Source organism: Blastococcus sp. CCUG 61487 (assembly GCF_005222955.1).
Lineage (GTDB): Bacteria > Actinomycetota > Actinomycetes > Mycobacteriales > Geodermatophilaceae > Blastococcus.
On record NZ_LWUA01000057.1, the window covers coordinates 1 to 22,864 of the forward strand.

Here is a 22,864-nt window from a genome sequence, read left to right on the forward strand (position 1 = left end):
ACCATGGGATGTCTGACCCGGGGTGCGGCTAGACCCGGGTGAGCTCGTCGCTGCGCCGGCGCCGCTCCTGGGGGACGGCCGGCGGGCGGCCGGAAGCGGCCGGGCGGGGGAGCGCGCCGGGACGGCGGCCGGTCTGCGGAGGGTGGGACACGTGCGCCGGCTTCGCCGACCTGGCGCCAGCGCCGGCGAACAGGGCGTGGGGGCGCGTGGCCTCGTCCTCGTCGCGCTCCCCGGACGACAGGGGCCGGGCGGGCGGAGCAGGGAAGGCCTCGCGGCGTGGGGGCCGGGCCGGATCGGGCAGCCGCAGCTCGGCGAGGTCCTTCCACGTCGAGTGGCGCAGGCCGTCCACGACGCAGCGGACGCGGGCGAGCACCCGGCCGTCCTCGGTGTTCGTCCAGCCCAGGAGCTCGCCGGAGTACCAGATCCCGCGGTGGTGGATCTCCACCGGTTGCGGGTCCCCGGCGAAGGCGACGATCGCCGGATCCCCCATCACGAGGCGGACTGTAGGGGCGCGCGACGGCGCCGGGCGGGAAGGCGCGCGTGCGGCTGGGGCGGTTGTGACGGGGCAGTCCCACCACTCACTCCGGTGCCTGCCGTCTCCCCGTCCGCGGGTCGATCATCGACCGGTGTAGGGTTGACGTCGCCGACGCGGGGTGGAGCAGCTCGGTAGCTCGCTGGGCTCATAACCCAGAGGTCGCAGGTTCGAATCCTGTCCCCGCTACCACGCTGGACCGGCCCCCACAGTCTTCGCGGGGGCCGCTCCCGTCCGGTGAGGAACCGCACGGGCATGCGGCTTCGGGCCGTCGACCGCCTCCGGCGGCCGGCTCTCGTCGGCCGGCAGCGGCGCCGCGCGGCGGCCGTGCGGAACGCCGGGCCCGGGACCACCCGAGCCGGGCACTCGGAGGAGGATCTGTGGCACGTCGAGCCCAGCCCCGGTCGGGCGCTCGCCGTTCCGGCGGGCGGAACCAGGGGCGCTCGGGGGAGCGCGACCTCATCGCGGTGCTCGCCCGCGCGGTCCGCGAGGTGGAGGGCGCCGCCCAGCGCGGTCGGGTGACCCCCTCGGTGCGCACCAAGTTCCAGGTCATCGCGCTGCTGGTGCGCGAGGAGCACGCCCGCGTCAAGAACTCCGAGACCATCACCCCGGCGCAGCGGACCGAGCAGCTCAAGCGGCTCGACGGCATCGCGACGATCCTGGCCAAGACCGCCGTCCGCGACTCCGGGCTGCTCGGCCTCCTCGCCGAGGACGCCGTCGTGTCGCCGGCGGTCAGGACGCTCAAGCGGGAGTTCCTCGAGGACGCCGGCCTGGAGCAGGAGGTCGAGGAGGAGCCGGTCGTCGAGGCGCCGGCGGCCGCCGCCCCGGAGAACAGGGTGGTGCCGCAGTCGGTCATCTCGCGACAGCTGGCCAACCCCTTCCTCGCGCCCGACTTCTCGGCCGCCCGGCCGGTCGCGGCCAAGCCCCGCCGGCTGCTGGGCTGGGAACTGCTCACACCGCTGCTCAACTCGTTCGAGCGCGCCGGCGGCGGCGCTCCGGCCTGCATGGACCTGCCCTTCCCGACCTCCCGGTTCACTCCGGCGGGGCTGGAGCTCATGCCGCACCAGGGACAGGTCGTCGCGGCCGCCGAGCAGGGGCACCGCACGTTCCTGCTCGCCGACGAGCCGGGTCTGGGCAAGACCGCCCAGTCGCTGCTCGCGGCCGAGGCCGCGCAGGCCTTCCCGCTGCTCGTCGTCGTGCCGAACGTCGTCAAGACGAACTGGGCACGGGAGGCCGGCCGCTGGGTCCCGCAGCGTCCGGCCACCGTCATCCAGGGCAACGGCGAGACGATCGACGCCTTCGCCGACATCGTCGTCGTCAACTACGAGGTGCTCGACCGGCACGTCGGCTGGATCGGCGACTTCGGCTTCCGCGGCATGGTCGTGGACGAGGCGCACTTCATCAAGAACAAGACCTCGCAGCGCTCGCAGCACGTGCTGGAGCTCTCCGAGCGGATCCGGTCGCGCACGCCCCGGCCGCTGCTCATGGCGCTGACCGGCACCCCGCTGATCAACGACATCGAGGACTTCCGGGCCATCTGGCAGTTCCTGGGCTGGATCGACGACGAGAAGCCGCTCGGTGAGCTGATGCAGTGCCTCGAGGACACCGGTTTCACGCCCGCGGACCCCGGCTTCTACCCGGCCGCGCGGCAGTGCGTCATCGACCTGGGGATCGTGCGCCGGCGCAAGGTCGACGTCGCCGCGGACATCCCCGCGCGCCGGATCGCCGACCTGCCGGTCGAGCTCGACGACCGGGCCGGGCGGTCCATCCGCGCCGCCGAGCAGGAGCTGGCCCGCCGGCTGGTCAAGCGGTACGAGAGCGCGCTCGCCGCGCGCGAGTCGGCCACCGACGTCGAGGAGATCGACCACGACCTGGTGCGCAAGGTCGCCGGCTGGGAGCTCAAGGACACCACGACGAAGGCCAGCGGCGAGAACGTCTTCAGCATGATGCGGCGGATCGGCCAGGCGAAGGCGGGGCTCGCCGCCGACTACGCCGCGCAGCTGGCCCGCAGCGCCGGCAAGGTGGTCTTCTTCGCCAAGCACGTCGACGTGATGGACACCGCGGAGGAGACCTTCGAGAAGCTCGGCGTCCGGTACTCCTCGATCCGCGGCGACCAGACCCCCTCGACCCGGCAGAAGCACATCGATGCCTTCGTCAAGGATCCGGACGTGGCCGTCGCCGTCTGCTCGCTGACCGCGGCGGGGGTGGGGCTCAACCTGCAGGTCGCCTCCAACATCGTGCTCGCCGAGCTGTCGTGGACCGACGCCGAGCAGACGCAGGCGATCGACCGGAGCCACCGCATCGGCCAGACCGAGCCGGTGACCGCCTGGCGGATCATCGCCGCGCAGACCCTCGACGCCCGGATCGCCGAGCTCATCGACAGCAAGGCCGGGTTGGCCGCGCGGGCGCTGGACGGGTCCGACGAGGAGATGCAGTCCTCGGCCGATGTGCAGCTGGAGGCCCTGGTGTCCCTGCTGACCTCCGCGCTCTCGGAGTAGGTCGCCGGCCTGAGCGCGGTCGGGGGGCGCGAGTGACGGAATCGTCGGCCCAAGGTGTTGTGCGTCACCGCTCGGCTCTCTACCGTCAGCGCTGACCGTTTTGCTCTACCGACAGTGAGGCGCCCCGTGTCCGTGAACACCCCTGCCGGTTCCGTCGACCTCGCGTCCCTCGACATCGACGCGATCGACCTCTCCGACCGCGACTTCTGGGCGGAGCCGCCGGCGGTGCGGCACGCGGTGTTCGACAAGCTGCGCGCGGAACGCCCCTTCGCGCACTTCGAGGAGCCGGCCATGCCCGGCATGGAGCCTGGTCCCGGCTACTGGGCCGTCACCCGGCTCGCCGACCTCGATGCCATCAGCTCGCAGCCGGCGATCTTCTGCTCGGGCAAGGGCGCGGTGTCCATCCAGGACCTCCCGGCCGACCTCAGCGAGTTCTACGGCTCGATGATCAGCATGGACGACCCGCGGCACGCGCGGATCCGGCGGATCGTGGCCAAGACGTTCACCCCGCGGATGCTCGAGCAGGTCGTCGACTCGGTCGTCGGGATCGTCGACCAGGTGCTGGTCGAGGCCCGCGCCAAGGCCGAGGCGGGCGACGGCACCATCGACGTCGTCGCCGACATCGCCGCACCGATCCCGCTGCGGATCATCTGCGACATGATGGGGATCCCCGAGGAGGACCGCGACCTGGTCCTGAGCGCCTCGAACACGATCCTCTCCGGCGGTGACCCCGAGCTCACCGACGAGGACGACCCGCTCACCGCGCTCATCGAGGCGGGCATGAACATGGCCGCCCTCATGGAGCGGCTGGCCGCCGAGCGGCTGGAGAACCCCACCGACGACCTGACGACCGCGCTGGTCAACAGCGAGGTCGAGGGGGAGAAGCTCACCCACCAGGAGATCGCCTCGTTCTTCATCCTGCTGCTGGTCGCGGGCAACGAGACCACCCGCACGGCGATCGCGCAGGGCCTGCTCGCGCTGTCGGAGAACCCCGAGCAGCGCGAGCGCTGGATGGCCGACCCGTCGCTGGACAAGACCGCGGTCGAGGAGATCGTCCGGTACGTCAGCCCGGTCACCTGGATGCGCCGCACCGCCACCCAGGACGGCGAGCTGAACGGTCACTCCTTCAAGGAGGGCGACAAGTTCCTGCTCTTCTACGCCGCGGCCAACCGCGACCCGGAGGCGTTCGAGGACCCGCACGCCTTCGACGTCGGCCGCAACCCGAACAACCACGTGGGGTTCGGCGGGCACGGGCCGCACTTCTGCCTCGGCGCGCACCTGGCCCGCCGGGAGCTCGCGGTCACCTTCCGCCGGCTGTTCGAGATCTGCCCCGACCTCGAGATCTCCGGCGAGCCGGCCCGGCTGCGCTCCTCGTTCGTCAACGGCCTCAAGCGGCTCCCGGCACGCTTCACGGGTGTGCGATGAGCCGCGTGGAGGTCGACCGGGACCGCTGCGTCGGCTCCGGGGTGTGCGAGTCGCTGGCTCCGGCGGTCTTCGAGCTGGACGACGACGGCGTGCTCGTCGTCCACAGCTCGGAGCCGGACGAGGGGCAGCTGGACGCCGTCCGGGACGCGGTCCAGTCCTGCCCCACGCGGGCGCTCTCGCTGACCGAGTGATCGAACCGCGGCGGCCGGGGTAGGGGAGCGGGCATGGAGCTCTCAGTGCAGGACGCCCCCGACGCCAACAGGTACGAGATCCGAGGAGGCGGGAAGCTGCTCGGCCACGCGGCCTACCAGCGCCGCGGTGACACCGTCGTCTTCACCCACACCGAGGTCGACCCCGATGCCGGGCAGTCCGGCCTCGGCAGCACCCTGGTGCGGGGTGCGCTCGACGACGTGCGCGCCAAGGGCGGATCGGTCGAGCCGAAGTGCTCGTTCGTGCGCGGCTGGATCGAGAAGCACGAGGAGTACGCCGACCTGGTCGTCGGCTCGGGGAGCTGACGCAGTCAGGCGGCGGCGCGGAGGGGGCCGAGCCCCAGTTCGCGGTGGACGGCGAGCATGCAGCGGTCCATGACGACGGTGAGGCCGGCCTCCTCGGCGATCCGGCGGGCTTCGTCGTCGGCGATGCCGAGCTGCAGCCAGAGCACCTTCGCCCCGATCGCGACCGCCTGTCGGGCGATGCCCGCCGCCTCCGCGGCCGGCCGGAAGACGTCGACGACGTCCACCGGACCGGCCACCTCGCTCAGGGTCGTGGCCACCGGCTCGCCGAACAGCTCGCCACCACGCGGGTTCACCGGCCGGATCCGGTAGCCCTGCTGCTGCAGGTAGAGCGGGATCTGGTGCGCCGCCTTCGCCGGGTCGGCGGAGGCGCCGACGACGGCGATCATCCGGGCGTCGCGGTAGATGCCGGTGAGTTCGTCACGTTCTGCCTGGTCCATGCCACGGCCAACCCCACCGGGGCTCCGGTCATGCCCGGTTGCTCCGTAGGGTCGTGCCGTGATCCTCGAACACGCCCTGCTGACGGTCCGGCCGGGGGAGCAGCCGGCCTTCGAGTCGGCGTTCGGGCAGGCTCGGCGGCTGATCGCCGGCGCACCCGGCTTCCGGGAGCTGCGGCTGGCGCGCTGCCTGGAGCGTGACGACGGCTACCTCCTCCTGGTGGAGTGGGACCGGCTGCAGGACCACACCGAAAGGTTCCGCGGCTCGCCGGCCTACCAGGAGTGGAAGGCGCTGCTGCACCGCTTCTACGACCCGTTCCCCGTCGTCGAGCACTTCACGACGGTGCTCACCGCCGCCCCTGCCCAGGAGGACCGACCGTGATCGAGCTCCGCACCCCCGGCGAGATCGACGCCATGCGCGCCGCGGGAGCCGTGGTCGCCGACATGCACGCCGCGGTGAAGGCCGCCGCGGCGCCGGGCGTCCGCCTGACCACGCTCGACGCGATCGCCCGCGACGTGCTGGCCGACGCCGGCGCGACCTCGCCGTTCCTCGGGTACGCCCCGCTGCCGACGACCCCGCCCTTCCCCGGGGTGCTGTGCCTGTCGGTCAACGACGTCGCCCTGCACGGCATCCCGACCCCCGAGGAGCTGGAGGACGGCGACCTGCTCAGCGTGGACGCCGGCGCGGTCCTGGACGGCTGGGTGGGCGACGCGGCGATGACCTATCCGATCGGCACCCCGCGGCCGGAGGACCTCGCGCTGGTCGCGACCACCGAGGCGGCGCTGGAGGCGGGGATCGCGGCCGCAGTCGTCGGCAACCGCATCGGGGACATCTCGGCGGCGATCGGGGCGGTCGGCCGGGCTGGAGGCTGCGGCATCAACACCGATCAGGGTGGCCACGGCGTCGGGCGCTCCATGCACGAGGCGCCGTCGGTCCCCAACGAGGGCAGGCCCGGTCGCGGGGTGCCGCTGCGGGCGGGGCTGGTCATCGCCATCGAGCCGTGGTTCCTGGCCGGCGGCAACGACGACTACACGGTGGACGCCGACGGCTGGACACTGCGCAGCGCCGACGGCAGCCGCGCCGCGCACGTGGAGCACACGGTCGCCGTCACCGATGACGGCCCCAGGATCTTGACGCTCCCACGGTGACCCGAGGGGCCGAGGGCCGGACCATCTCCCGCTCGGGTCCGGTGGGGCCGACGAACCCGCCACCGGTGAAGGCGAATCCGCAGCGCGCGTAGAAGCGGGCGGCGCGCGCGTTGTCCTGGTGGACGTGCAGTCGCACCTGCGGCAGGCCAGGACTTCTCGGAGCGTGCCACCGCCTCCTCGTGCGGCTCCAGGAACGCGATCCGCGCGACGTCGTCGGTCAGCGCCGCGAGCCGCAGGGCTCGGGCCTCGCGCCACCCGTCCGGCCGGACCGGGCGCACCTCGTAGCCCGCGGTCACCGCCGTCAGCCGAGCGCCTGTCCGAGGTCCGCGATGAGGTCGTCGACGTCCTCGATGCCAACCGAGAGCCGGACGAGGTCGTTCGGCACCTCCAGCGGGGAGCCGGCAGCGCTGGCGTGGGTCATCCGCCCGGGGTGCTCGATCAGCGACTCCACGCCGCCGAGGGACTCCGCGAGGGTGAACAGCTCGGTGCGCTCGCACACCTTCAGCGCCGCGTCCTCGCCGTCCCGGAGCCGGAACGAGACCATCCCGCCGAAGCCGTCCATCTGCTTGGCCGCCACGTCGTGGCCGGGGTGCTCGGGCAGGCCGGGGTAGAGGACCGCGGAGACGTCGGAGCGGGCGGCGAGGAACTCGGCCACGCGCTCGGCGTTGGCGCAGTGCCGGTCCATGCGGACGCCGAGGGTCTTGAGGCTGCGCAGCACCATCCACGAGTCGAACGGTCCGGCGACCGCGCCCATCGCGTTGTGGTTGTAGGCCAGCTGCTCGCCGAGGGTGGCGTCCCGGGTGACGAGGGCACCGCCCACGACGTCGGAGTGGCCGCCCAGGTACTTCGTCGTCGAGTGGACGACGACGTCGGCGCCGAGGGTCAGCGGCCGCTGGAGGTAGGGCGAGGCGAAGGTGTTGTCGACGACGAGCAGCGCGCCGACCTCGTGCGCGATCGCCGCCGTCGCCTCGATGTCGGTGATGTTGAGCAGCGGGTTGCTGGGCGTCTCGCACCAGACCACCCGCGTGGTCGGGCGGATCGCGGCGCGCAGCGCGTCGGGGTCGTCGAGCGCGACCGGGGTGTGCTCCAGGCCCCACTCCGACAGCACGCGGGAGATCAACCGGAACGTGCCCCCGTAGGCGTCCCCGCCGAGGACGACGTGGTCGCCGGCCCGGCAGGTGGTGCGCAGCAGGGTGTCCTCGGCGGCGAGCCCCGACGCGAAGGCCAGCGCCGTCGTGCCCTCCTCGAGGGCGGCCAGCGCGGTGTGCAGCGTGTCCCGGGTGGGGTTGCCGCTGCGGCTGTACTCGTAGCCGCCGCGCAGCCCGCCGACGCCGTCCTGCTTGTACGTCGTGGTCATGTGCACCGGCGGGATGACTGCGCCGGTCGCCGGATCGGGGTCCTGGCCCGCGTGGATCGCGCGGGTGTTGAAGCCGGTCATGACTCGACCGTAGGCGTCAGACCAGCGAGGTGCCCCAGCACGTCCTGGCGGGTGACGACGCCGGCCGGCTTGCCGTCGACGTGGACCAGCAGCGCGCCGGAGCTGCCCAGCTGAGCCACCGCGGCGCTCACGGCCTCGCCGGATCCGACGATCGGCAGGGGAGCGCTCATGTGCCTCTCCACCCGGTCGGCCAGCGCCGCCCGGCCCTCGAACAGGGCGTCGAGGAGCGTCTTCTCGTCGATCGAGCCGACGACCTCGCCCGCGGTGACCGGGGGCTCGGCGCGGACGACCGGCAGCTGGCTGACGCCGTACTCGCGCAGGATGTCGATGGCGTCGCGCACCGTCTCGTTCGGGTGGGTGTGCACGAGGGTGGGCGTGCTGCCGCCCTTGGCCTCCAGGAGCTCGCCGACGGTCTCCTCGCCGGTCGCCTCCAGGAAGCCGTAGTCGGCCATCCACGTGTCGTTGAAGATTTTGTTCAGGTAGCCGCGGCCGCCGTCGGGCAGCAGGACGACCAGGACGTCGTCCTTGGTCAGGCGTTCCGCGACGCGCATCGCGGCGACGACGGCCATCCCGCAGGAGCCGCCGACCAGCAGGCCTTCCTCGCGGGCCAGCCGCCGGGTCATCTCGAAGGAGTCGCCGTCGGACACGGCGATGATCTCGTCGGCCACCTCGGGGTCGTAGGTCGACGGCCAGAAGTCCTCGCCGACGCCCTCGACCAGGTACGGGCGGCCGGTGCCGCCGGAGTACACCGAGCCCTCGGGGTCGGCACCGATGACCTGGACCTTGCCGCCGGACTTCTCCTTCAGGTACCGGCCGACGCCGCTGATCGTGCCGCCGGTGCCGGCACCGGTGACGAAGTGGGTGATCCGGCCGTCGGTCTGCTCCCAGATCTCCGGGCCGGTGGTCTCGAAGTGCGAGCGCGGGTTGTTCGGGTTCGAGTACTGGTCGGGCTTCCAGCCGCCGGGCGTCTCGCGGGCCAGCCGGTCGGAGACCGAGTAGTACGAGCGCGGATCGCTGGGATCGACCGCCGTGGGGCAGACGACGACCTCCGCGCCGTAGGCCTTGAGCACGTTGATCTTCTCCTGGCCGACCTTGTCGGGGCAGATGAAGATGCACTTGTAGCCGCGCTGCTGGGCCACGAGGGCCAGGCCGATGCCGGTGTTGCCGCTGGTCGGCTCCACGATCGTGCCGCCGGGCTTGAGCAGGCCCGCCTCCTCGGCGGCGTCGACCATGCGGACGGCGATCCGGTCCTTCACCGAGCCGCCGGGGTTGAGGTACTCGACCTTCGCCAGCACCAGCGGCGCGTCCGGCCCGAGGTGGCGGGTGATCGACGACAGCTTCACCAGCGGGGTGTTGCCGACCAGGTCGATGACGGACTCGGCGTACTGCACGGGAGCGACCTCCTCGACGGGGACTCGGAGGGAGCCCGACCGAGCCCCATCCCACCAGATGCCGGGCCGCGCCACGAACCTCGCCTCGGTCGGGTGGTGTGCTGGCGCTCGGCGCGGGCGACCGGCGAGGATGCGCGCATGAGCGCTCCCGGCACCCGGTCCCTCGGCGGCCTGACCGTCTCCCGCGTCGGCCTCGGCTGCATGGGCATGAGCCAGAGCTACGGCGTCGCGGACCGGCCCGAGTCGATCGCCACCATCCACCGGGCGCTCGACCTGGGCGTCACGTTCCTCGACACCTCGGACGTCTACGGCGACGGGCACAACGAGGAGCTCGTCGGCGAGGCGATCGCCGGACGTCGCGACGAGGTGCAGCTGGCCACCAAGTTCTCCCTCTCCCGCGACGACCGCGGCCGGATGCGGATCGACGGCCGGCCGGAGAACGTGCGCGCCTGCGCCGAGGCCAGCCTCCGCCGGTTGGGGGTCGACGTCATCGACCTCTACTACCAGCACCGCGTGGACCCGAAGGTGCCGATCGAGGAGACGGTCGGCGCGATGGCCGAACTCGTGCAGCAGGGCACGGTGCGCCACCTGGGGCTGTCGGAGGCGAGCGCCACCTCGATCCGTCGCGCCGTCGCGGTGCACCCGATCGCGGCGCTGCAGAGCGAGTGGTCGCTGTGGACCCGCGACCTGGAGGCCGAGGTGCTGGGCGTGGCACGGGAGCACGGGATCGGGATCGTGCCGTTCAGCCCGCTGGGCCGGGGCTTCCTCACCGGCGCGATCACCAGCCCCGACGACTTCGGCGACGACGACTTCCGCAAGAACCAGCCGCGGTTCCAGGGCGAGGCGTTCCAGGCCAACCTGCGGCTGGTCGAGGAGGTGCGGGCGATGGCCGCGGAGAAGGGGGCCACGGCCGGGCAGCTCGCGCTGGCGTGGGTGATGGCGCAGGGCGACGACGTCGTGCCGATCCCGGGGACGAAGCGGCGCAGCTACCTCGAGGAGAACGTCGGGGCGGCCGACCTCCAGCTCAGCGCCGACGACCTGGCGCGGCTGGAGGCGATCGCGCCGCCCGGCGCGGCCGAGGGCACCCGCTACCCGGACGGCGGCTACGCCTACGGCGAGAGCCCGGAGCGGTCCGCGTGAGCGCCCCTGTCACGAGCCGCGTCCGCGGCCGGGACGGCGTCGAGGTGGCCGTGCACCGCTGGGGCGTGCCGGGGGCCCGGCCGCCGGTGCTGCTGCAGCACGGCTTCGCCGCCGACAGCCTGCGCAACTGGGCCGGTGTCGTCCCGGCCCTGCTGGCCGACGGCCGCGAGGTGGTCGCCGTCGACGCCCGGGGCCACGGCGCCTCGGACAAGCCGCACGACCCCGCGTTCTACGGGGAGCGGGCCATGGCCGGTGACCTCGCGGCGGTGGTCGACGCGCTCGGGTTCGAGGAGTTCGACCTCGCCGGCTACTCGATGGGCGGCATCGTGTCGCTGCTGCTCGCCGGGACCGACCGGCGGGTGCGCCGGCTGGTGGTCGGCGGCATCGGTGCCGGGGTGGTGGAGCGGGGCGGCGTCGACACCCGGGCGATCGCCAACACGGCCCTGGTCGCCGCGCTCGAGGCCGACGATGCCCGGTCGATCACCGACCCGAGCGCGGCCGCCTTCCGTGCCTTCGCCGACGCCACGGGCGCCGACCGGCTCGCCCTGGCCGCGCACGCCCGGGTGGTGCACGCCCAGCCGCTGCCGCTGGCCGACATCACCGCGCCGACACTCGTCGTCGCCGGCGACGCCGATCCGCTCGCCGTCCGTCCGCAGGTGCTCGTCGACGCGATCCCGGAGGCGCGGCTGGTCATGGTGCCCGGCGACCACCTGGGTGCCGTCGGCTCCCCGGTCTTCGTCGGGGCGCTGGTCGGCTTCCTGCGGGACGACGGCGGCTCGTGACGGCGGGCGTCCTCCTCGGCGCCGATCTCGGCACCAGCGGGCTCAAGCTGGTGGCCCTGGACCTCGACGGCGCCGTCGTCGCCGAGGCGGAGGAGGACTACGCCTACGACCGGCCTACGCCGGACCGGGCGGAGAGCGACGTGCGGGTCTGGCGAGCCGCCCTGGACGCGGCCTGGGCGTCGATGGCTCCGGGGCTGACCGATCGGCCGGTGCTCGCGCTCGGTCTGTCCGGCCAGATGCACGGCGCCGTGCTCGTCGACGACGTCGGCAGGCCGCTGCGACCGGCTCTGCTGTGGCCTGACCGCCGCGCCGTGGGGGAATTGGACCGCTGGCGGGGGCTGACCTCGGAGGAGCGGGCCGCGCTCGCCAACCCGCTGCTGCCCGGGATGACCGGACCGATGCTGGCCTGGCTGGGGGAGCACGAGCCCGAGGTCGTGGCCCGGGCGTCGACGGTGCTGCTGCCGAAGGACGCGCTCCGAGCCGCTCTCGTACCGGGTGCCGACGTCGCCGTCACCGACCGCAGCGACGCCTCGGGCACGCTGCTGTGGGACGTCGTGGCGGACAGCTGGTCGATGGCCGCGGTCGACGCGGCCGGCGTCCCGTCGGAACTCCTCCCTGCGGTCCGGCCGGGCACGGAGGTCGTGGGGACGACGGTGCTCGCCGGTAGGGAGGTACACGTCGTCGTCGGTGCGGCGGACACGCCCCTCGCGCTGCTGGCCGCGGGGACCACCGAGGGCCTGCAGGTCAACCTCGGTACCGGCGCGCAGGTGCTACGGCCGGGCTGGACGCCCGCCCCCGTCGACGACCCGCGGATGCACGCTTACGCCGACGCGGACGACGGCTGGTACGCGATGGCGGCCATGCAGGAGGGCGGCTCGGCCTGGGCGCAGGTCCGCGCCGAGCTGGGGCTGGACTGGCCGGGCTTCTTCGCGGCAGCGGCCGTCCCCGGACCTGCTCGCGCGGCGGTCGAGGAGGTGGTGTCCGCGATCGGGGCGGCAGCGCGCTTGCTCGGCGACCCCGCGGACGGTGCACCCCTGGTCCTCACGGGCGGCGGCGCGCGATCGCGGGTGGTGCAGCAGGCGCTCGCCGATGCCCTGGGCTGCCCCGTCCGCCACCTGCGCCTGCGCAGCGCTTCAGCCGTCGGCGCGGCCATGCTGGCCGCTCGAGGTGTGGACCTGCAGGTGGAGGTCCAGTGGCTCCCTGGCCCGTCGGTCGAGCCGCGGGAGGACGCCCAGGGCTGACGAGCGGCGCACCGGACCGTGAGGGGCGTTGAAACGTTCCCGCGGGAACGCGGTCAAGCCTGGGAGCTAGGCGACGTTCCCGCGGGAACGTCGCCTAGCCGCACCGGCCATGACCCCCAGCGGCCAGCCCAGGGACACCGTGCGGTCATGGAGTCCGAGTACGTCGCGACGTCCGACGTCGCGCCAAGACCATGAGCAGTTCGGCCACGATCGACCCCCCAAAGATGACGGCTGCCCATAGCCATGCGCCCTGGATCAGCGCGATGACCGCGCCCACAGTGCCAACCACGCCTAGCACGACCGCTGGCCAGTCGACCGATGCCTGCGGGTCGCTCATGGCGGCCATGACCCGTTCGCAGGATCACTGGAGCAACTCGACGCCCGGCGCCCGAATCGGCGTCCTGCCCCATAGACCGCCTTCAGGGCGAGCAGCCGACAGGTGTCGGGGGCGCTGCGCCGGTGAACGGCTCGTGGCTCAGGCCAGGCGCAGGTGCCGCAGGGCGGCGTCGTGCAGGGTGCCGTTGGTGGCGAGCGCGCTGCCGCCCGCAGGCCCGGGGGCACCGGTCAGGTCGGTGAACGTGCCGCCGGCCTCGCGCACGATCACGTCGAGGGCGGCGAGGTCCCACAGCGACACCTCCGGCTCGCACGCGATGTCGACGGCGCCCTCCGCCAGGAGCACGTAGCTCCAGAAGTCCCCGTACGCGCGGGTGCGCCACGCCGACCGCGTCAGGTCGAGGAAGCCGTCCAGGACGCCGCGCTCCTCCCAGCCCGACAGGCTCGAGTAGGACAGGCTCGCGTCGCCCAGCGACCGGACGCCGGAGACCGTGCAGCGCGTGGCGTTCTCCAGCCGGCGGCCGGTCCAGGCGCCGACGTCCTTCGCCGCCCACCAGCGTCGGTTGAGCGCGGGTGCCGAGACCAGCCCGACGACCGCCTCGTCGCCGTCCATGAGCGAGATGAGGGTCGCCCACACAGGGACTCCGCGGACGAAGTTCTTGGTGCCGTCGATCGGGTCCAGCACCCACTTGCGGGAGCCGTGGCCGGTCGTGCCGAACTCCTCGCCCATGACCGCGTCCCGGGTGCGGGCTCGGCTCAGCGAGATCCGCAGCTGCTCCTCGATCGCGCGGTCGGCGTCGGTCACCGGCGTGAGGTCCGGCTTCGTCTCGACGGTCAGGTCCTGCGCCCTGAAGCGATCCATGCTGATCGAGTCGGCCTGGTCGGCCAGCACGTGTGCCAGCCGCATGTCCTCCGCGAAGCCCCGACCCGACGTCATGGGCACCCAACCTAGTGGTGCGCCGGTCGGGAACCGCTGAACCGGGCCCGCGCGGTCCCGCCTGGCTACCGTCGGCACGTGGACGCCGCGACGATCGCCGGGCTGCTCGCCGACCCCGCCCGGCTCCGGGTGGTGGCCGCGCTGGCCCTGGGCGCGACCACCATCGAGGAGGTCGCCGAGGCGTCGGGCCTGACGCTCAAGGAGGTCGCGCTCGCCGCCCGGCGGCTGGCGCGGGCGGGGCTGGTGCACCGCGACGGGCACGCGCTCGGGCTGCACAGCGAGCAGTTCGGCGCGGCGGCCCGGGCGGCGGCCGAGGCGGCTCCCGCGCCGGCGCCGCTCTCGGACGATCCCGCCGAGGACGCCGTCCTGTCGGCGTTCGTCCGGGACGGCCGGCTGCTGTCCATCCCGGCCCACCGCGGCAAGCGGCTGGTGGTGCTCGACCACCTGGTGCGGGTCTTCGAGCCCGGGATCCGCTACCCCGAGCGCGAGGCGAACGTGCTGCTGGCGGTCTGGCACCCCGACGTCGCGGCGCTGCGCCGCTACCTGGTCGACGAGGGGTTGCTCAGCCGGGAGGCCGGCGTCTACTGGCGCAGCGGCGGCTACGTCGACGTGACGTGATGGAGCGGCCACCCTTCAGGGTCCCGCGCCGAGCGTGCGAGGTGTGGGGGGAAGGGTGGTCCTTCTAGTAGCCGGGGCCGACCTGGCCGACCGCGGCCAGCAGCACCCGGACGGCGTCCAGCTGGTCCCGGCGCCGCGGCGGCCCCTGCGCGGCCCACGCATCCAGCGCGCAGTCGGGGTCGTCGGCGGTGTGCCCGCACCCCGGCGGGCACTCGGTGGCCGCCTCGGCGAGCTCCTCGAAGGGCACGAGGACGTCGTCGGCGCTGACGTGCGCGAGGCCGAACGACCGGATGCCGGGGGTGTCGATGACCGTGCCCCCGCCGGGCAGGTCGAACAGCACCGCCGACGACGACGTGTGCCGGCCCTTCCCGATCTTGCTGACGTCGCCCACCGCCCGCAGCGCGTCCGGGACGAGCCGGTTGACCAGCGTCGACTTGCCGACCCCGGACTGGCCGACGAAGACGCTCATCCGGTCGCGGATGCGTGCCAGCAGATCGTCCAGCGGCAGTTCCCGCGACATCGGGACGGCGTCCAGGCCGAGCCCGGCGTAGCGGTCCAGCAACGGCTGGGCGGAGGCCAGGTCGGTCTTGGTGAGGCAGAGCAGCGGCTCGAGCCCGCCGGCGTACGCGGCCACCAGGCACCGGTCGAGGAAGCCCAGCGCCGGCTCGGGATCGGTGACCGAGGTGACGACGACCAGCAGGTCGGCGTTGGCGACGACGACCCGCTCGGTGGGGTCGGTGTCGTCGGCGGTCCGGCGCAGCGCCGTCGTCCGCTCTTCGATGACGACGATGCGCGCCAGGGTGTCGGTGCGGCCGCTGGTGTCGCCCACCAACCGCACCCGGTCGCCGACGACCACCCCGTGCCGGCCCAGTTCCCGGGCCCGCATGGCGGTGACGTCCACCGCGCCGTCCGGGCCGTCCACCCGGACCGTCATGCGGCCCCTGTCGACGGCCACGACCAGACCGTCGACGGCGTCGTCGTGGGAGGGGCGGGTCCGGGTGCGCGGCCGGGAGCCGCGGCGGCTCGGCCGGACGCGGACGTCGTCCTCGTCCATCCGCCGGGCGTCGCGCGGACGGCCGGTCAGCGCTGGACCCCGATCGGCTCCCCGAGCAGGCCGGCCCACCGCTCGCGGAAGTCGGGCAGCGTCTTGGTCACCGCGCCCGGGTCGGCCACCTCGATGCCGTCGATCGCCAACCCGAGGACGGCGGCGGCCATCACCATGCGGTGATCGGCGTAGGAGTCCACCCGCGCGGGTCGCCGCGGTCCGGGCTCGATCTCCAGCCCGTCCGGCAGCTGCCGCACCTGCGCCCCGACGGCGCTGAGCACCTCGTCCAGCGCCTGCAGCCGGTCGGTCTCGTGCCCGCGCAGGTGGCCGATGCCGGTGAGCCGCGAGGGCCCGTCGGCCAGCGCGCACAGTGCGGCGAGGACGGGGGTGAGCTCGCCGACCTCGTGCAGGTCGGCCACCAGCGGGCGGACGGTGCCGGTGCCGGTGACGCGGAGGCCGTCCGGCGTCCGCTCGACCTCGGCGCCCATGCGGGTCAACAGCCGGTCGAGCTGCGCGCCGGGCTGGGTGGTGGTCTCCGGCCAGTCCGGGACCGTCACCCGGCCACCGGTGACCAGCGCGGCGGCCAGGAAGGGGGCGGCGTTGGAGAGGTCGGGCTCGAGGACCCGGTCGAGCGCCGCGATCGGGCCGGGCGCCACCCGCCAGCCGCGGTCCGTGGCGGAGACCTCGACGCCGTGCTCGCGCAGCGCCGCGACGGTCATGTCGACGTGCGGCAGCGACGGCACGCCCCCGGCCAGCGACAGGTCGATGCCCTCGTCGAAGCGGGCGGCGGCCAGCAGCAGCCCGGAGACGATCTGCGAGGACTCGCTCGCGTCGACCGCCACGGCCCCACCGCGCACCCGGCCGGTGCCGTGCACGGTGAACGGCGCCCTGCCCCGCCCGCCGTCGTCGATCCGGACCCCGGCGGCGCGCAGGCCCTCGATGAGGCCGGCGTTGGGCCGCTCCCGCATGCGGGGGTCGCCGTCGACCGTCACCGGCCCTTCGGCGAGCGCCGCGACGGGCGGCAGGAAGCGCAGGATGGTGCCGGCGAGGCCGGCGTCGATCGTGGCCGGCCCGCGCAGGGCTCCGGGGGTGACCAGCCAGTCGGCGCCGTCGTCATCGATGCCCACCCCGAGCGCGCGCAGGGCAGCGACCATGAGGTCGGTGTCGCGTGCCCGGAGGGGGCGGACGAGCCGGCTCGGCCCGTCGGACAGCGCGGCCAGCACCAGCGCCCGGGCGGTCAGCGACTTGGACCCGGGCAGGGGGACGACGGCGTCGACGGGCGCGGGGTGGTGCGGCGCGGACCAGACGTCACTCACGTGCTCAGTCTGCCCGGTCGCGCGCCGCACCCTCGCATCAGCCGGCCTGCGGCTTGTCCGCCTTCTTGGCCGGGATCGTGCGCACCAGCCGCCGGTTGGCGAACTCGAACATCGCCAGCTCGGAGAGCTCGCGGCCGTAACCGGACCGCTTGATGCCACCGAACGGCAGCTCGGGGGAGGAGCCGGTGGGCTGGTTGATCCACACCATGCCGACGTCGAGCCGGTCGGCCACGTCCCGCGCGCGGTCGAGGTCGCTGCTCATGACGGTGGCGCCCAGGCCGAAGTCGCTGTCGTTGGCCAGCGCGACCGCCTCGTCGGCGTCCTTCACCTTGTAGACGACGGCCGCCGGACCGAACAGCTCCTCGCGGTAGGCCCGCATGTCCGGCGTGACGTCGGTGAGGATCGTCGGCTCGACGAAGGCACCCGGGCGCTCGGGGCGCTTGCCGCCCGCGACCACGGTGGCGCCCTTGTCGATGGCGTCCTGGATCTGCGCCTGCAGGTCCGCGGCCGCCCGCTCGCTGGACAGCGGGGCCAGCGACGTCGACGGGTCGGACGGGTCGCCGGGGGCGAAGGTCGTGAAGGCCTGCTTGAGGCCCTCGACGAACGGCTCGAAGTTCTCCTCGGTGACGATCAGCCGCTTGGAGGCGGTGCACGCCTGGCCGGTGTTCTGCATGCGGCCGGCCGTGGCCGCCTTGATCGTGGCCTCCATGTCCTGCGCGTCGAGGACGATGAACGGGTCGCTGCCGCCGAGCTCGAGCACCGACTTCTTCAGGTGCTTGCCGGCGAGCGCGGCGACCGAGGAACCGGCCCGCTCGCTGCCGGTCAGCGTGACGCCCTGGATGCGGGGGTCGGCGATGACCTGCTCGACGTCGCTGATCCGCAGGAAGGTGTTCTGAAAGACCCCCGCCGGCGCGCCGGCGTCGGTGAACACCTGCTCGATCGCCTCGGCGCACTGCGGCGTGATCTCCGAGTGCTTGAGGATCACGGTGTTGCCCAGCACCAGGTTCGGGCCGACGACGCGGACCACCTGGTAGTAGGGGAAGTTCCACGGCTCGATGGCCAGCAGGGCGCCGACCGGCTTGGTCTCGACGACGGCCTCACCGCCGCCCATCATCGGCTCGATCGGCGTGGGCTCCAGGAACTTGGGGCCGTTGTCCGCGTAGTACTTGAGGATCATCGAGCACAGGAAGAGCTCGCCGACGGCCTCGTCCCGGCGCTTGCCCATCTCCTTGGTGGTGAGGGCGGCGAGGTCCATGATCCGCTCGTCGATCAGCTCGGCGGCCCGCCGGACGACGGCGGCGCGCTCCTCGACCGACCGGTCCCGCCACTCGAGGTAGGCGGAGTGGGCCCGGCCGATGATGCCGTCGATCTCCGAGGTCTCGGTGAAGGGGTACTCCTTCTCCGTCTCGCCGGTGAAGGGGTTGACTGTCGCGTAGCGCCGTTCGGCGCCGGCGGTGGTGGGGGCGTTCTGCGTCACGGTCACGCGGTGATCCTCGTCTCTGGTCGGCTGTCCGGACAGGCATACCCCGAGGGGTGCGCTCTTGTCACGGCCGGGTCCCTGTCAGGGGACGCACCTAGAGTGCGACGAGACAGCCCGTGCCGGTCGAGGAGGCGCTCATGTGCGGTCGCTACGCCGCCAGCCGCAGGCCCGAGGACCTCGCGCTGGAGTTCGAGGCCGTGCCCGCCGAGGGCCAGGCGCCGCTGCCGGCGGACTACAACGTGGCGCCGACCAAGGACGTGCACGTCGTCCGCTGGAAGAAGGAGCGTGACCCCGAGGGCGCGCCCACCGGCGCCGGCCACCGGGAGCTCCGGGTGGTGCGCTGGGGGCTCGTGCCGTCCTGGGCGAAGGACGTCTCGGTGGGCAACCGGATGCTCAACGCCCGGGTCGAGTCGCTGACGGAGAGGCCGGCGTTCAGGAAGGCTGCGGCCTCGCGGCGCTGCCTCGTCCCCGCCGACGGCTGGTACGAGTGGGCCGCGCGGCTGGACGGCCCCACCAAGCAGCCCTACTTCATCACCCCCGAGGACGGCTCGGTGCTCGCCTTCGCCGGGCTGTGGGAGGTGTGGGGCAGGGACGAGGACCGGCTCTACACGTGCACCGTCGTCACCGCCCCCGCCGTCGGCGCGCTGGCCGAGGTGCACGAGCGGATGCCGCTGGTCCTCCCGCGGGACAGGTGGGCGGACTGGCTGGACCCGGCGCGCCAGGACGTCGGCGAGCTGGTCGAGCCCACGCCGCCGGAGGTGGTCGAGGCGCTCGAACTGCGTCCGGTGAGCACCGCGGTCAACAACGTCGCCAACAACGGGCGCGAGCTCACCACGCGGGCGGAGTCGGTCGCCCAGCCGGCCGACCAGCCCGCGCTCTTCTGACGTGGCAGCAACCGTCCACGACGGCCGGCCCGAGGTCGTCTCCCGGCCGCTGCCCGGCTGGGTCGCCGCCGGTGTCACCTTCCTGAGCTCCGGCGCGGTGCTGGTGATGGAGATCGTCGGACTGCGGCTCATCGCCCCCTACGTGGGCGTCACGCTGCAGACCAGCACCGCCGTCATCGGGTTCGCCCTCGCCGCCATCGCCCTCGGGGCGTGGACCGGCGGCGCCGTGGCCGACCGGGTCGACCCCCGCCGGCTGATCGCCCCCCTCATGGTCGCCGGAGGGGCGCTGGTGGTCGCCGTTCTCCCGCTGGTCCGCTTCACCGGATCGCTCGTGAGCGGCGCGGATGCGGGCGCGGTGCTGCTGCTGGCGGCGGTCGCGGTCGTGGTGCCGGCGGCGCTCCTCTCGGCCGTGCCGCCGATGGTGGTCAAGCTGCAGCTGGGCAGCCTGGCCGAGACAGGGGCGGTGGTCGGCCGGCTGTCCGGCATCGGCACGCTGGGCGCGATCGCCGCCACCTTCGTCACGGGCTTCCTGCTCATCGCGGTCCTGCCGAGCAGCGTGATCCTGGTCGGCACCGGGCTGGTCACCGCGGCCGTCGGGGTGGTCCTGGGGCTGGTGCTGCGCCGGGACAGCGGTGGTCGGGGCGGGGTGCCCGTCGCCCTGGTGGTCCTCGCGGTGGTCGGTGCCGGGCTGGCCGCCGTGGCGCCGACCCCGTGCGAGGAGGAGACGGCGTACCACTGCGCGCGGGTGGAGGCCGATCCCGAGCGCGAGACCGGACGGGTGCTGCGGCTGGACACGCTGCGCCACTCCTACGTGGACCTCGCCGACCCGACCTATCTGGAGTTCGAGTACGTGCGGGCGATCGCGGCGGTCAGCGACACGTTGCGGCCGGACGGCGAGCCGCTCTCGGCGCTGCACATCGGAGGCGGCGGCCTGACGCTGCCGCGCTACCTCGCCGAGGTGCGCCCGGGTACGACCAGCCGGGTGGTCGAGGTCGATCCCGGGGTGGTCCGGATCGACCGCGAGCAGCTGGGTCTGGAGACCTCCGACCGGCTGCAGGTCACCGTCGCCGACGGCCGGGTGGGCCTCGCCCAGGAGGCGGCCGGCGAGCGGGACCTCGTCGTCGGCGACGCCTTCGGTGGCCTGGCCGTGCCCTGGCAGCTCACCACCCGAGAGGCGGTCGCACTCGTCGACCGCGCGCTGGCCGACGACGGGGTGTACGCGGTCAACCTCATCGACAACCCGCCGCTGGCGTTCGTCCGCGCCGAGCTGGCCACCCTCCGCGAGGTGTTCCCGCACGTCGCGCTGCTGGCGCGCGCCCCGGTCCTCGCCGGCGAGGACGGCGGCAACGTCGTCGCCGTCGCCTCGCGGTCCCCGATCCCGGTGGACGAGATCGCCGAGCGGATGTCCGACCACCGGCTGCCCTGGCGGGTGGCGCAGGGCGCGGACCTCGACGAGTTCGTCGGCGACGCCGACGTGCTCACCGACGACCACGCCCCGGTCGACCAACTGCTCACGCCCTACGGCTGACCCCGGCGGGCGACGGGAGCAGTGCGGGCGCGCGCGAGGCGGATCAGGTCGGCCGGCGGGAGCTCCACCTGCAACCCGCGCCGGCCGGCGCTGACCAGGACCGTGCCGAACTCCAGCGCCGACTCGTCGACGACGGTCGGCAGGGCCTTCTTCTGTCCGAGCGGGCTGATCCCCCCGACCACGTAGCCCGTGGCGCGCTCGGCGTCCGCGGGCTCGGCCATCACCGCCTTGCGGCCGCCGGCCGCCCCGGCCAGCGCCTTGAGGTCCAGGCTGGTCGCGACCGGGACGACCGCCACGGTCAGGACGCCGTCGACCCGGGTGACCAGCGTCTTGAACACCCGGCGCGGATCGGCACCCAGCGCTGCGACGGCCGCCTCGCCGTGCCCCTGGTCGGCGCCGTGCCCGGGGTCGTACGGGTGGAGGGTGTGCGGCACCGACGCTCTCTCCAGTGCCCGCACGGCGGGGGTCGACGCCACGGCGGCAGCGTAGGCGGACCGGCTTTTCGATCCGCGTCGGGAATCCTCGCGCGGGGGTCCCGGTTGGACCGGCCGTGAGCAGCACCGTCTCCCAGTCCCGCCCGCGGGCCGCGCAGCGGCGGCCCCCAGGCCGCCCAGACGTGGCGCGGCTAGGATCGATCGACGTGGTGCCCCGCGTCTCGGGGCGCCGGAGAGGACGGTCGGTGCCTGAGGACTCCGCGGTCGAGAACCCCGGTCAGACGCCCGGTCCGGTGGAGGTGCCCGAGGCCCGCGAGGGCGGCAGCCGCACCGAGGTGGCCGAGACACGTGCCGAGCGGGACGCGCGCTTCGAGCGCGACGCCCTGCCCTTCCTCGACCAGCTGTATCCGGCCGCTCTGCGGATGACCCGCAACCCGGCCGACGCCGAGGACCTGGTCCAGGAGACGTTCGTCAAGGCCTACTCGGCCTTCCACCAGTTCGCCGAGGGCACCAACCTCAAGGCGTGGCTGTACCGGATCCTGACCAACACCTACATCAACAGCTACCGCAAGAAGCAGCGGCAGCCGCAGCAGTACCCCACCGAGCAGATCCAGGACTGGCAGCTCTACGCGGCCGAGGAGCACAGCTCCAGCGGGCTGCGCTCGGCCGAGATCGAGGCCCTGGACCAGATGCCCGACCGGGACATCAAGGAAGCGCTCCAGCAGCTGCCGGAGGACTTCCGCCTGGCGGTCTACCTCGCCGACGTCGAGGGCTTCGCCTACAAGGAGATCGCCGAGATCATGGGCACGCCCATCGGCACGGTGATGTCCCGGCTGCACCGCGGACGCCGAGGGCTGCAGAAGCTGCTGGCCGACTACGCCCGCGAGCGGGGTTTCGTCCGCGCCGGCGCCGGTGAGGAGGCGAGCTCCTGATGGTCGACGACGTGCCGCGGACCGACGAGCCGATCGAGATCAACTCCTGCGACGACGTGCTCACCCACGTCTTCGAGTTCCTCGACCACGAGACGAACGACGCGCGCCGGGCGGTCATCGCCGAGCACCTCGAGGACTGTTCCTCGTGCCTGCGCGAGTTCGGCATCGAGCAGGAGTTCAAGGCGCTCGTGCGCCGGCGCTGCGGCGGTGACGTCCCCCCGCCGTCGCTGCGCGAGCGGATCAAGATGCAGCTGACCAGCGTCTCCTTCGAGGAGGACGGCACCCAGGTCAGCGTCGAGCGGATCAGCGTGGAGCGCACCACCGAGTAGCGCGGCGTCCTACCCCGTCGTGCAGCGTCCTCCCTCACCGTCTGCGGTGAGGGAGGACGCTGCACGATCAGGGAACCTGATCGTCGACGGGCAGATCAGGCGTTGGGGCGCTTGCCGTGGTTCGCCTTGTTCTTCTTGCGGTCGCGACGCTTCCGTCCACGCTTGGACATCGCTGCCCCTCCTTCGCTCGGTGGGCCCGCGGGGGCCCGGTGTGTCGCGGGTCCGGGCCGCGGCGCCCGTAGGGTGCGCGACGGGGCCGGAGCCGCCAAGCTGACTGCTCCAGCCTCTCACGGGGCTGAGCGGCGAGCAGGCGCCGGGCGGGGAGCGTGGAGGGGCCGTGGCACACCTGGGGATCGAGAGCGTCCTGGTGGCCGGGCGTGGGCCGGCCGCCTGCGGGGTCATCGCGGCCTGCACCCGGCTGGGCATCAAGGCCGTCGCGGTGCACTCGGAGTCCGAACGCGGATCCCGGCACGTGCGGCTGGC

At 73.6% G+C, this 22,864-nt stretch carries 25 protein-coding genes and 1 tRNA gene; 16 read left to right on the forward strand and 10 right to left on the reverse strand.

The window, feature by feature from the left end; all coding sequences use genetic code 11:
- Window positions 1-28: 28 nt before the first annotated feature.
- Window positions 29-493: a hypothetical protein gene (locus A6V29_RS05115; protein WP_137159306.1), complete on the reverse strand. Its 465-nt coding sequence runs from the start codon at window positions 491-493 to the stop codon at window positions 29-31.
- Window positions 494-647: 154 nt separating this feature from the next.
- Here A6V29_RS05115 and A6V29_RS05120 point away from each other — a divergent pair.
- From A6V29_RS05120 to A6V29_RS05140, 5 genes are all read left to right on the forward strand, one after another.
- Window positions 648-724: transfer RNA gene (locus A6V29_RS05120), tRNA-Met, on the forward strand.
- 188 nt (window positions 725-912) lie between these two features.
- The gene (locus tag A6V29_RS05125) at window positions 913-3,030 is read left to right on the forward strand and encodes a DEAD/DEAH box helicase (RefSeq protein WP_137159307.1); all 2,118 of its coding nucleotides are present in this window, start codon (window positions 913-915) and stop codon (window positions 3,028-3,030) included.
- 126 nt (window positions 3,031-3,156) lie between these two features.
- Window positions 3,157-4,455 (forward strand): cytochrome P450, encoded by a 1,299-nt coding sequence (locus A6V29_RS05130; RefSeq protein WP_249933032.1) that lies wholly within the window; start codon window positions 3,157-3,159, stop codon window positions 4,453-4,455.
- Window positions 4,452-4,646 carry a ferredoxin gene (locus A6V29_RS05135; protein WP_137159308.1) on the forward strand — a complete coding sequence of 65 codons (195 nt, stop codon included), beginning with the start codon at window positions 4,452-4,454 and terminating at the stop codon, window positions 4,644-4,646. The genes A6V29_RS05130 and A6V29_RS05135 overlap by 4 nt, the downstream gene beginning before the upstream one ends.
- 33 nt (window positions 4,647-4,679) lie before the next feature.
- On the forward strand, window positions 4,680-4,970 hold the full coding sequence (locus tag A6V29_RS05140) for a GNAT family N-acetyltransferase (RefSeq protein ID WP_137159309.1): 291 nt from the start codon (window positions 4,680-4,682) through the stop codon (window positions 4,968-4,970).
- 5 nt (window positions 4,971-4,975) lie between these two features.
- Here the strand turns inward: A6V29_RS05140 and A6V29_RS05145 are convergent, their stop codons facing one another.
- Window positions 4,976-5,407, reverse strand: coding sequence for a CoA-binding protein (locus A6V29_RS05145; protein WP_137159310.1), 432 nt, complete (start codon window positions 5,405-5,407; stop codon window positions 4,976-4,978).
- Between the two features lie 58 nt (window positions 5,408-5,465).
- Here A6V29_RS05145 and A6V29_RS05150 point away from each other — a divergent pair, with 58 nt between their 5' ends.
- Window positions 5,466-5,786, forward strand: coding sequence for an antibiotic biosynthesis monooxygenase family protein (locus A6V29_RS05150; RefSeq protein ID WP_137159311.1), 321 nt, complete (start codon window positions 5,466-5,468; stop codon window positions 5,784-5,786).
- Window positions 5,783-6,553, forward strand: coding sequence for a type I methionyl aminopeptidase (gene map, locus A6V29_RS05155; protein ID WP_137159312.1), 771 nt, complete (start codon window positions 5,783-5,785; stop codon window positions 6,551-6,553). The genes A6V29_RS05150 and map overlap by 4 nt, the downstream gene beginning before the upstream one ends.
- Window positions 6,554-6,854: 301 nt before the next feature.
- Here map and A6V29_RS05165 read toward each other — a convergent pair whose 3' ends face one another.
- Complete coding sequence (locus A6V29_RS05165; protein ID WP_137159313.1) at window positions 6,855-7,991, reverse strand: cystathionine gamma-synthase; 1,137 nt, start codon at window positions 7,989-7,991, stop codon at window positions 6,855-6,857.
- Window positions 7,988-9,382, reverse strand: a complete 1,395-nt coding sequence (locus A6V29_RS05170; RefSeq protein WP_137159314.1) for a cystathionine beta-synthase — start codon at window positions 9,380-9,382, stop codon at window positions 7,988-7,990. The genes A6V29_RS05165 and A6V29_RS05170 overlap by 4 nt, the downstream gene beginning before the upstream one ends.
- Window positions 9,383-9,520: 138 nt before the next feature.
- Here A6V29_RS05170 and A6V29_RS05175 point away from each other — a divergent pair, with 138 nt between their 5' ends.
- The 3 genes from A6V29_RS05175 to A6V29_RS05185 are packed head-to-tail and all read left to right on the forward strand — an operon-like array spanning window position 9,521 to window position 12,545.
- On the forward strand, window positions 9,521-10,522 hold the full coding sequence (locus tag A6V29_RS05175) for an aldo/keto reductase (RefSeq protein WP_137159315.1): 1,002 nt from the start codon (window positions 9,521-9,523) through the stop codon (window positions 10,520-10,522).
- Entirely contained in the window at window positions 10,519-11,304 is a 786-nt protein-coding gene (locus A6V29_RS05180) for an alpha/beta fold hydrolase (protein ID WP_137159316.1), read from the forward strand. The genes A6V29_RS05175 and A6V29_RS05180 overlap by 4 nt, the downstream gene beginning before the upstream one ends.
- Window positions 11,301-12,545, forward strand: a complete 1,245-nt coding sequence (locus A6V29_RS05185; RefSeq protein ID WP_137159317.1) for an FGGY family carbohydrate kinase — start codon at window positions 11,301-11,303, stop codon at window positions 12,543-12,545. Before A6V29_RS05180 ends, A6V29_RS05185 begins: the two co-directional genes overlap by 4 nt.
- Window positions 12,546-13,020: 475 nt before the next feature.
- Here the strand turns inward: A6V29_RS05185 and A6V29_RS05190 are convergent, their stop codons facing one another.
- On the reverse strand, window positions 13,021-13,815 hold the full coding sequence (locus tag A6V29_RS05190) for an inositol monophosphatase family protein (protein WP_137159318.1): 795 nt from the start codon (window positions 13,813-13,815) through the stop codon (window positions 13,021-13,023).
- A 78-nt stretch (window positions 13,816-13,893) separates the two neighbouring features.
- Between A6V29_RS05190 and A6V29_RS05195 the strand changes: the two genes are divergently transcribed.
- Window positions 13,894-14,433 carry a DUF2087 domain-containing protein gene (locus A6V29_RS05195; protein WP_137159319.1) on the forward strand — a complete coding sequence of 180 codons (540 nt, stop codon included), beginning with the start codon at window positions 13,894-13,896 and terminating at the stop codon, window positions 14,431-14,433.
- A gap of 64 nt (window positions 14,434-14,497) precedes the next feature.
- On the opposite strand, the gene rsgA is transcribed toward A6V29_RS05195, so the two are convergent.
- From rsgA to A6V29_RS05210, 3 genes are read right to left on the reverse strand one after another with little or no spacing between them, the layout of a single operon-like run.
- Window positions 14,498-15,487 carry a ribosome small subunit-dependent GTPase A gene (gene rsgA / locus A6V29_RS05200; RefSeq protein WP_137159320.1) on the reverse strand — a complete coding sequence of 330 codons (990 nt, stop codon included), beginning with the start codon at window positions 15,485-15,487 and terminating at the stop codon, window positions 14,498-14,500.
- A gap of 26 nt (window positions 15,488-15,513) precedes the next feature.
- Window positions 15,514-16,794: a 3-phosphoshikimate 1-carboxyvinyltransferase gene (gene aroA / locus A6V29_RS05205; RefSeq protein ID WP_137159321.1), complete on the reverse strand. Its 1,281-nt coding sequence runs from the start codon at window positions 16,792-16,794 to the stop codon at window positions 15,514-15,516.
- 37 nt (window positions 16,795-16,831) lie between these two features.
- Entirely contained in the window at window positions 16,832-18,277 is a 1,446-nt protein-coding gene (locus A6V29_RS05210) for an NAD-dependent succinate-semialdehyde dehydrogenase (protein ID WP_212719005.1), read from the reverse strand.
- 113 nt (window positions 18,278-18,390) lie between these two features.
- Here A6V29_RS05210 and A6V29_RS05215 point away from each other — a divergent pair, with 113 nt between their 5' ends.
- Together A6V29_RS05215 and A6V29_RS05220 are read left to right on the forward strand one after the other, a co-directional pair.
- On the forward strand, window positions 18,391-19,158 hold the full coding sequence (locus tag A6V29_RS05215; protein WP_249933033.1) for an SOS response-associated peptidase: 768 nt from the start codon (window positions 18,391-18,393) through the stop codon (window positions 19,156-19,158).
- Between the two features lies 1 nt (window position 19,159).
- Complete coding sequence (locus A6V29_RS05220; protein ID WP_137159322.1) at window positions 19,160-20,686, forward strand: fused MFS/spermidine synthase; 1,527 nt, start codon at window positions 19,160-19,162, stop codon at window positions 20,684-20,686.
- On the opposite strand, the gene ybaK is transcribed toward A6V29_RS05220, so the two are convergent.
- A complete protein-coding gene (gene ybaK / locus A6V29_RS05225) occupies window positions 20,677-21,162 on the reverse strand; it encodes a Cys-tRNA(Pro) deacylase (protein WP_137159323.1) in 486 nt (161 codons plus the stop codon). The two genes, A6V29_RS05220 and ybaK, sit on opposite strands and share 10 nt — an antisense overlap.
- Window positions 21,163-21,365: 203 nt before the next feature.
- Between ybaK and A6V29_RS05230 the strand changes: the two genes are divergently transcribed.
- Together A6V29_RS05230 and rsrA are read left to right on the forward strand one after the other, a co-directional pair.
- Window positions 21,366-22,052, forward strand: a complete 687-nt coding sequence (locus tag A6V29_RS05230; protein WP_137159324.1) for a sigma-70 family RNA polymerase sigma factor — start codon at window positions 21,366-21,368, stop codon at window positions 22,050-22,052.
- Window positions 22,052-22,381 (forward strand): mycothiol system anti-sigma-R factor, encoded by a 330-nt coding sequence (gene rsrA / locus A6V29_RS05235; RefSeq protein WP_137159325.1) that lies wholly within the window; start codon window positions 22,052-22,054, stop codon window positions 22,379-22,381. The genes A6V29_RS05230 and rsrA overlap by 1 nt, the downstream gene beginning before the upstream one ends.
- A gap of 95 nt (window positions 22,382-22,476) precedes the next feature.
- On the opposite strand, the gene A6V29_RS22105 is transcribed toward rsrA, so the two are convergent.
- Window positions 22,477-22,551 (reverse strand): 50S ribosomal protein bL37, encoded by a 75-nt coding sequence (locus A6V29_RS22105; protein ID WP_137159329.1) that lies wholly within the window; start codon window positions 22,549-22,551, stop codon window positions 22,477-22,479.
- Window positions 22,552-22,718: 167 nt separating this feature from the next.
- On the opposite strand from A6V29_RS22105, the gene A6V29_RS05245 reads away from it, so the two are divergent.
- A partial coding sequence (locus A6V29_RS05245; protein WP_283956339.1) for a biotin carboxylase N-terminal domain-containing protein occupies window positions 22,719-22,864 on the forward strand: 146 nt, incomplete at its 3' end.

Bases quoted from the DNA above. Each gene is read 5' to 3' on its own strand.
- A6V29_RS05135 (WP_137159308.1), top strand. From the start codon at position 4,452: ATGAGCCGCGTGGAGGTCGACCGGGACCGCTGCGTCGGCTCCGGGGTG.
- A6V29_RS05140 (WP_137159309.1), top strand. From the start codon at position 4,680: ATGGAGCTCTCAGTGCAGGACGCCCCCGACGCCAACAGGTACGAGATC.
- A6V29_RS05145 (WP_137159310.1), bottom strand. From the start codon at position 5,407: ATGGACCAGGCAGAACGTGACGAACTCACCGGCATCTACCGCGACGCC.
- A6V29_RS05165 (WP_137159313.1), bottom strand. From the start codon at position 7,991: ATGACCGGCTTCAACACCCGCGCGATCCACGCGGGCCAGGACCCCGAT.
- A6V29_RS05175 (WP_137159315.1), top strand. From the start codon at position 9,521: ATGAGCGCTCCCGGCACCCGGTCCCTCGGCGGCCTGACCGTCTCCCGC.
- A6V29_RS05190 (WP_137159318.1), bottom strand. From the start codon at position 13,815: ATGACGTCGGGTCGGGGCTTCGCGGAGGACATGCGGCTGGCACACGTG.
- rsgA (WP_137159320.1), bottom strand. From the start codon at position 15,487: ATGGACGAGGACGACGTCCGCGTCCGGCCGAGCCGCCGCGGCTCCCGG.
- rsrA (WP_137159325.1), top strand. From the start codon at position 22,052: ATGGTCGACGACGTGCCGCGGACCGACGAGCCGATCGAGATCAACTCC.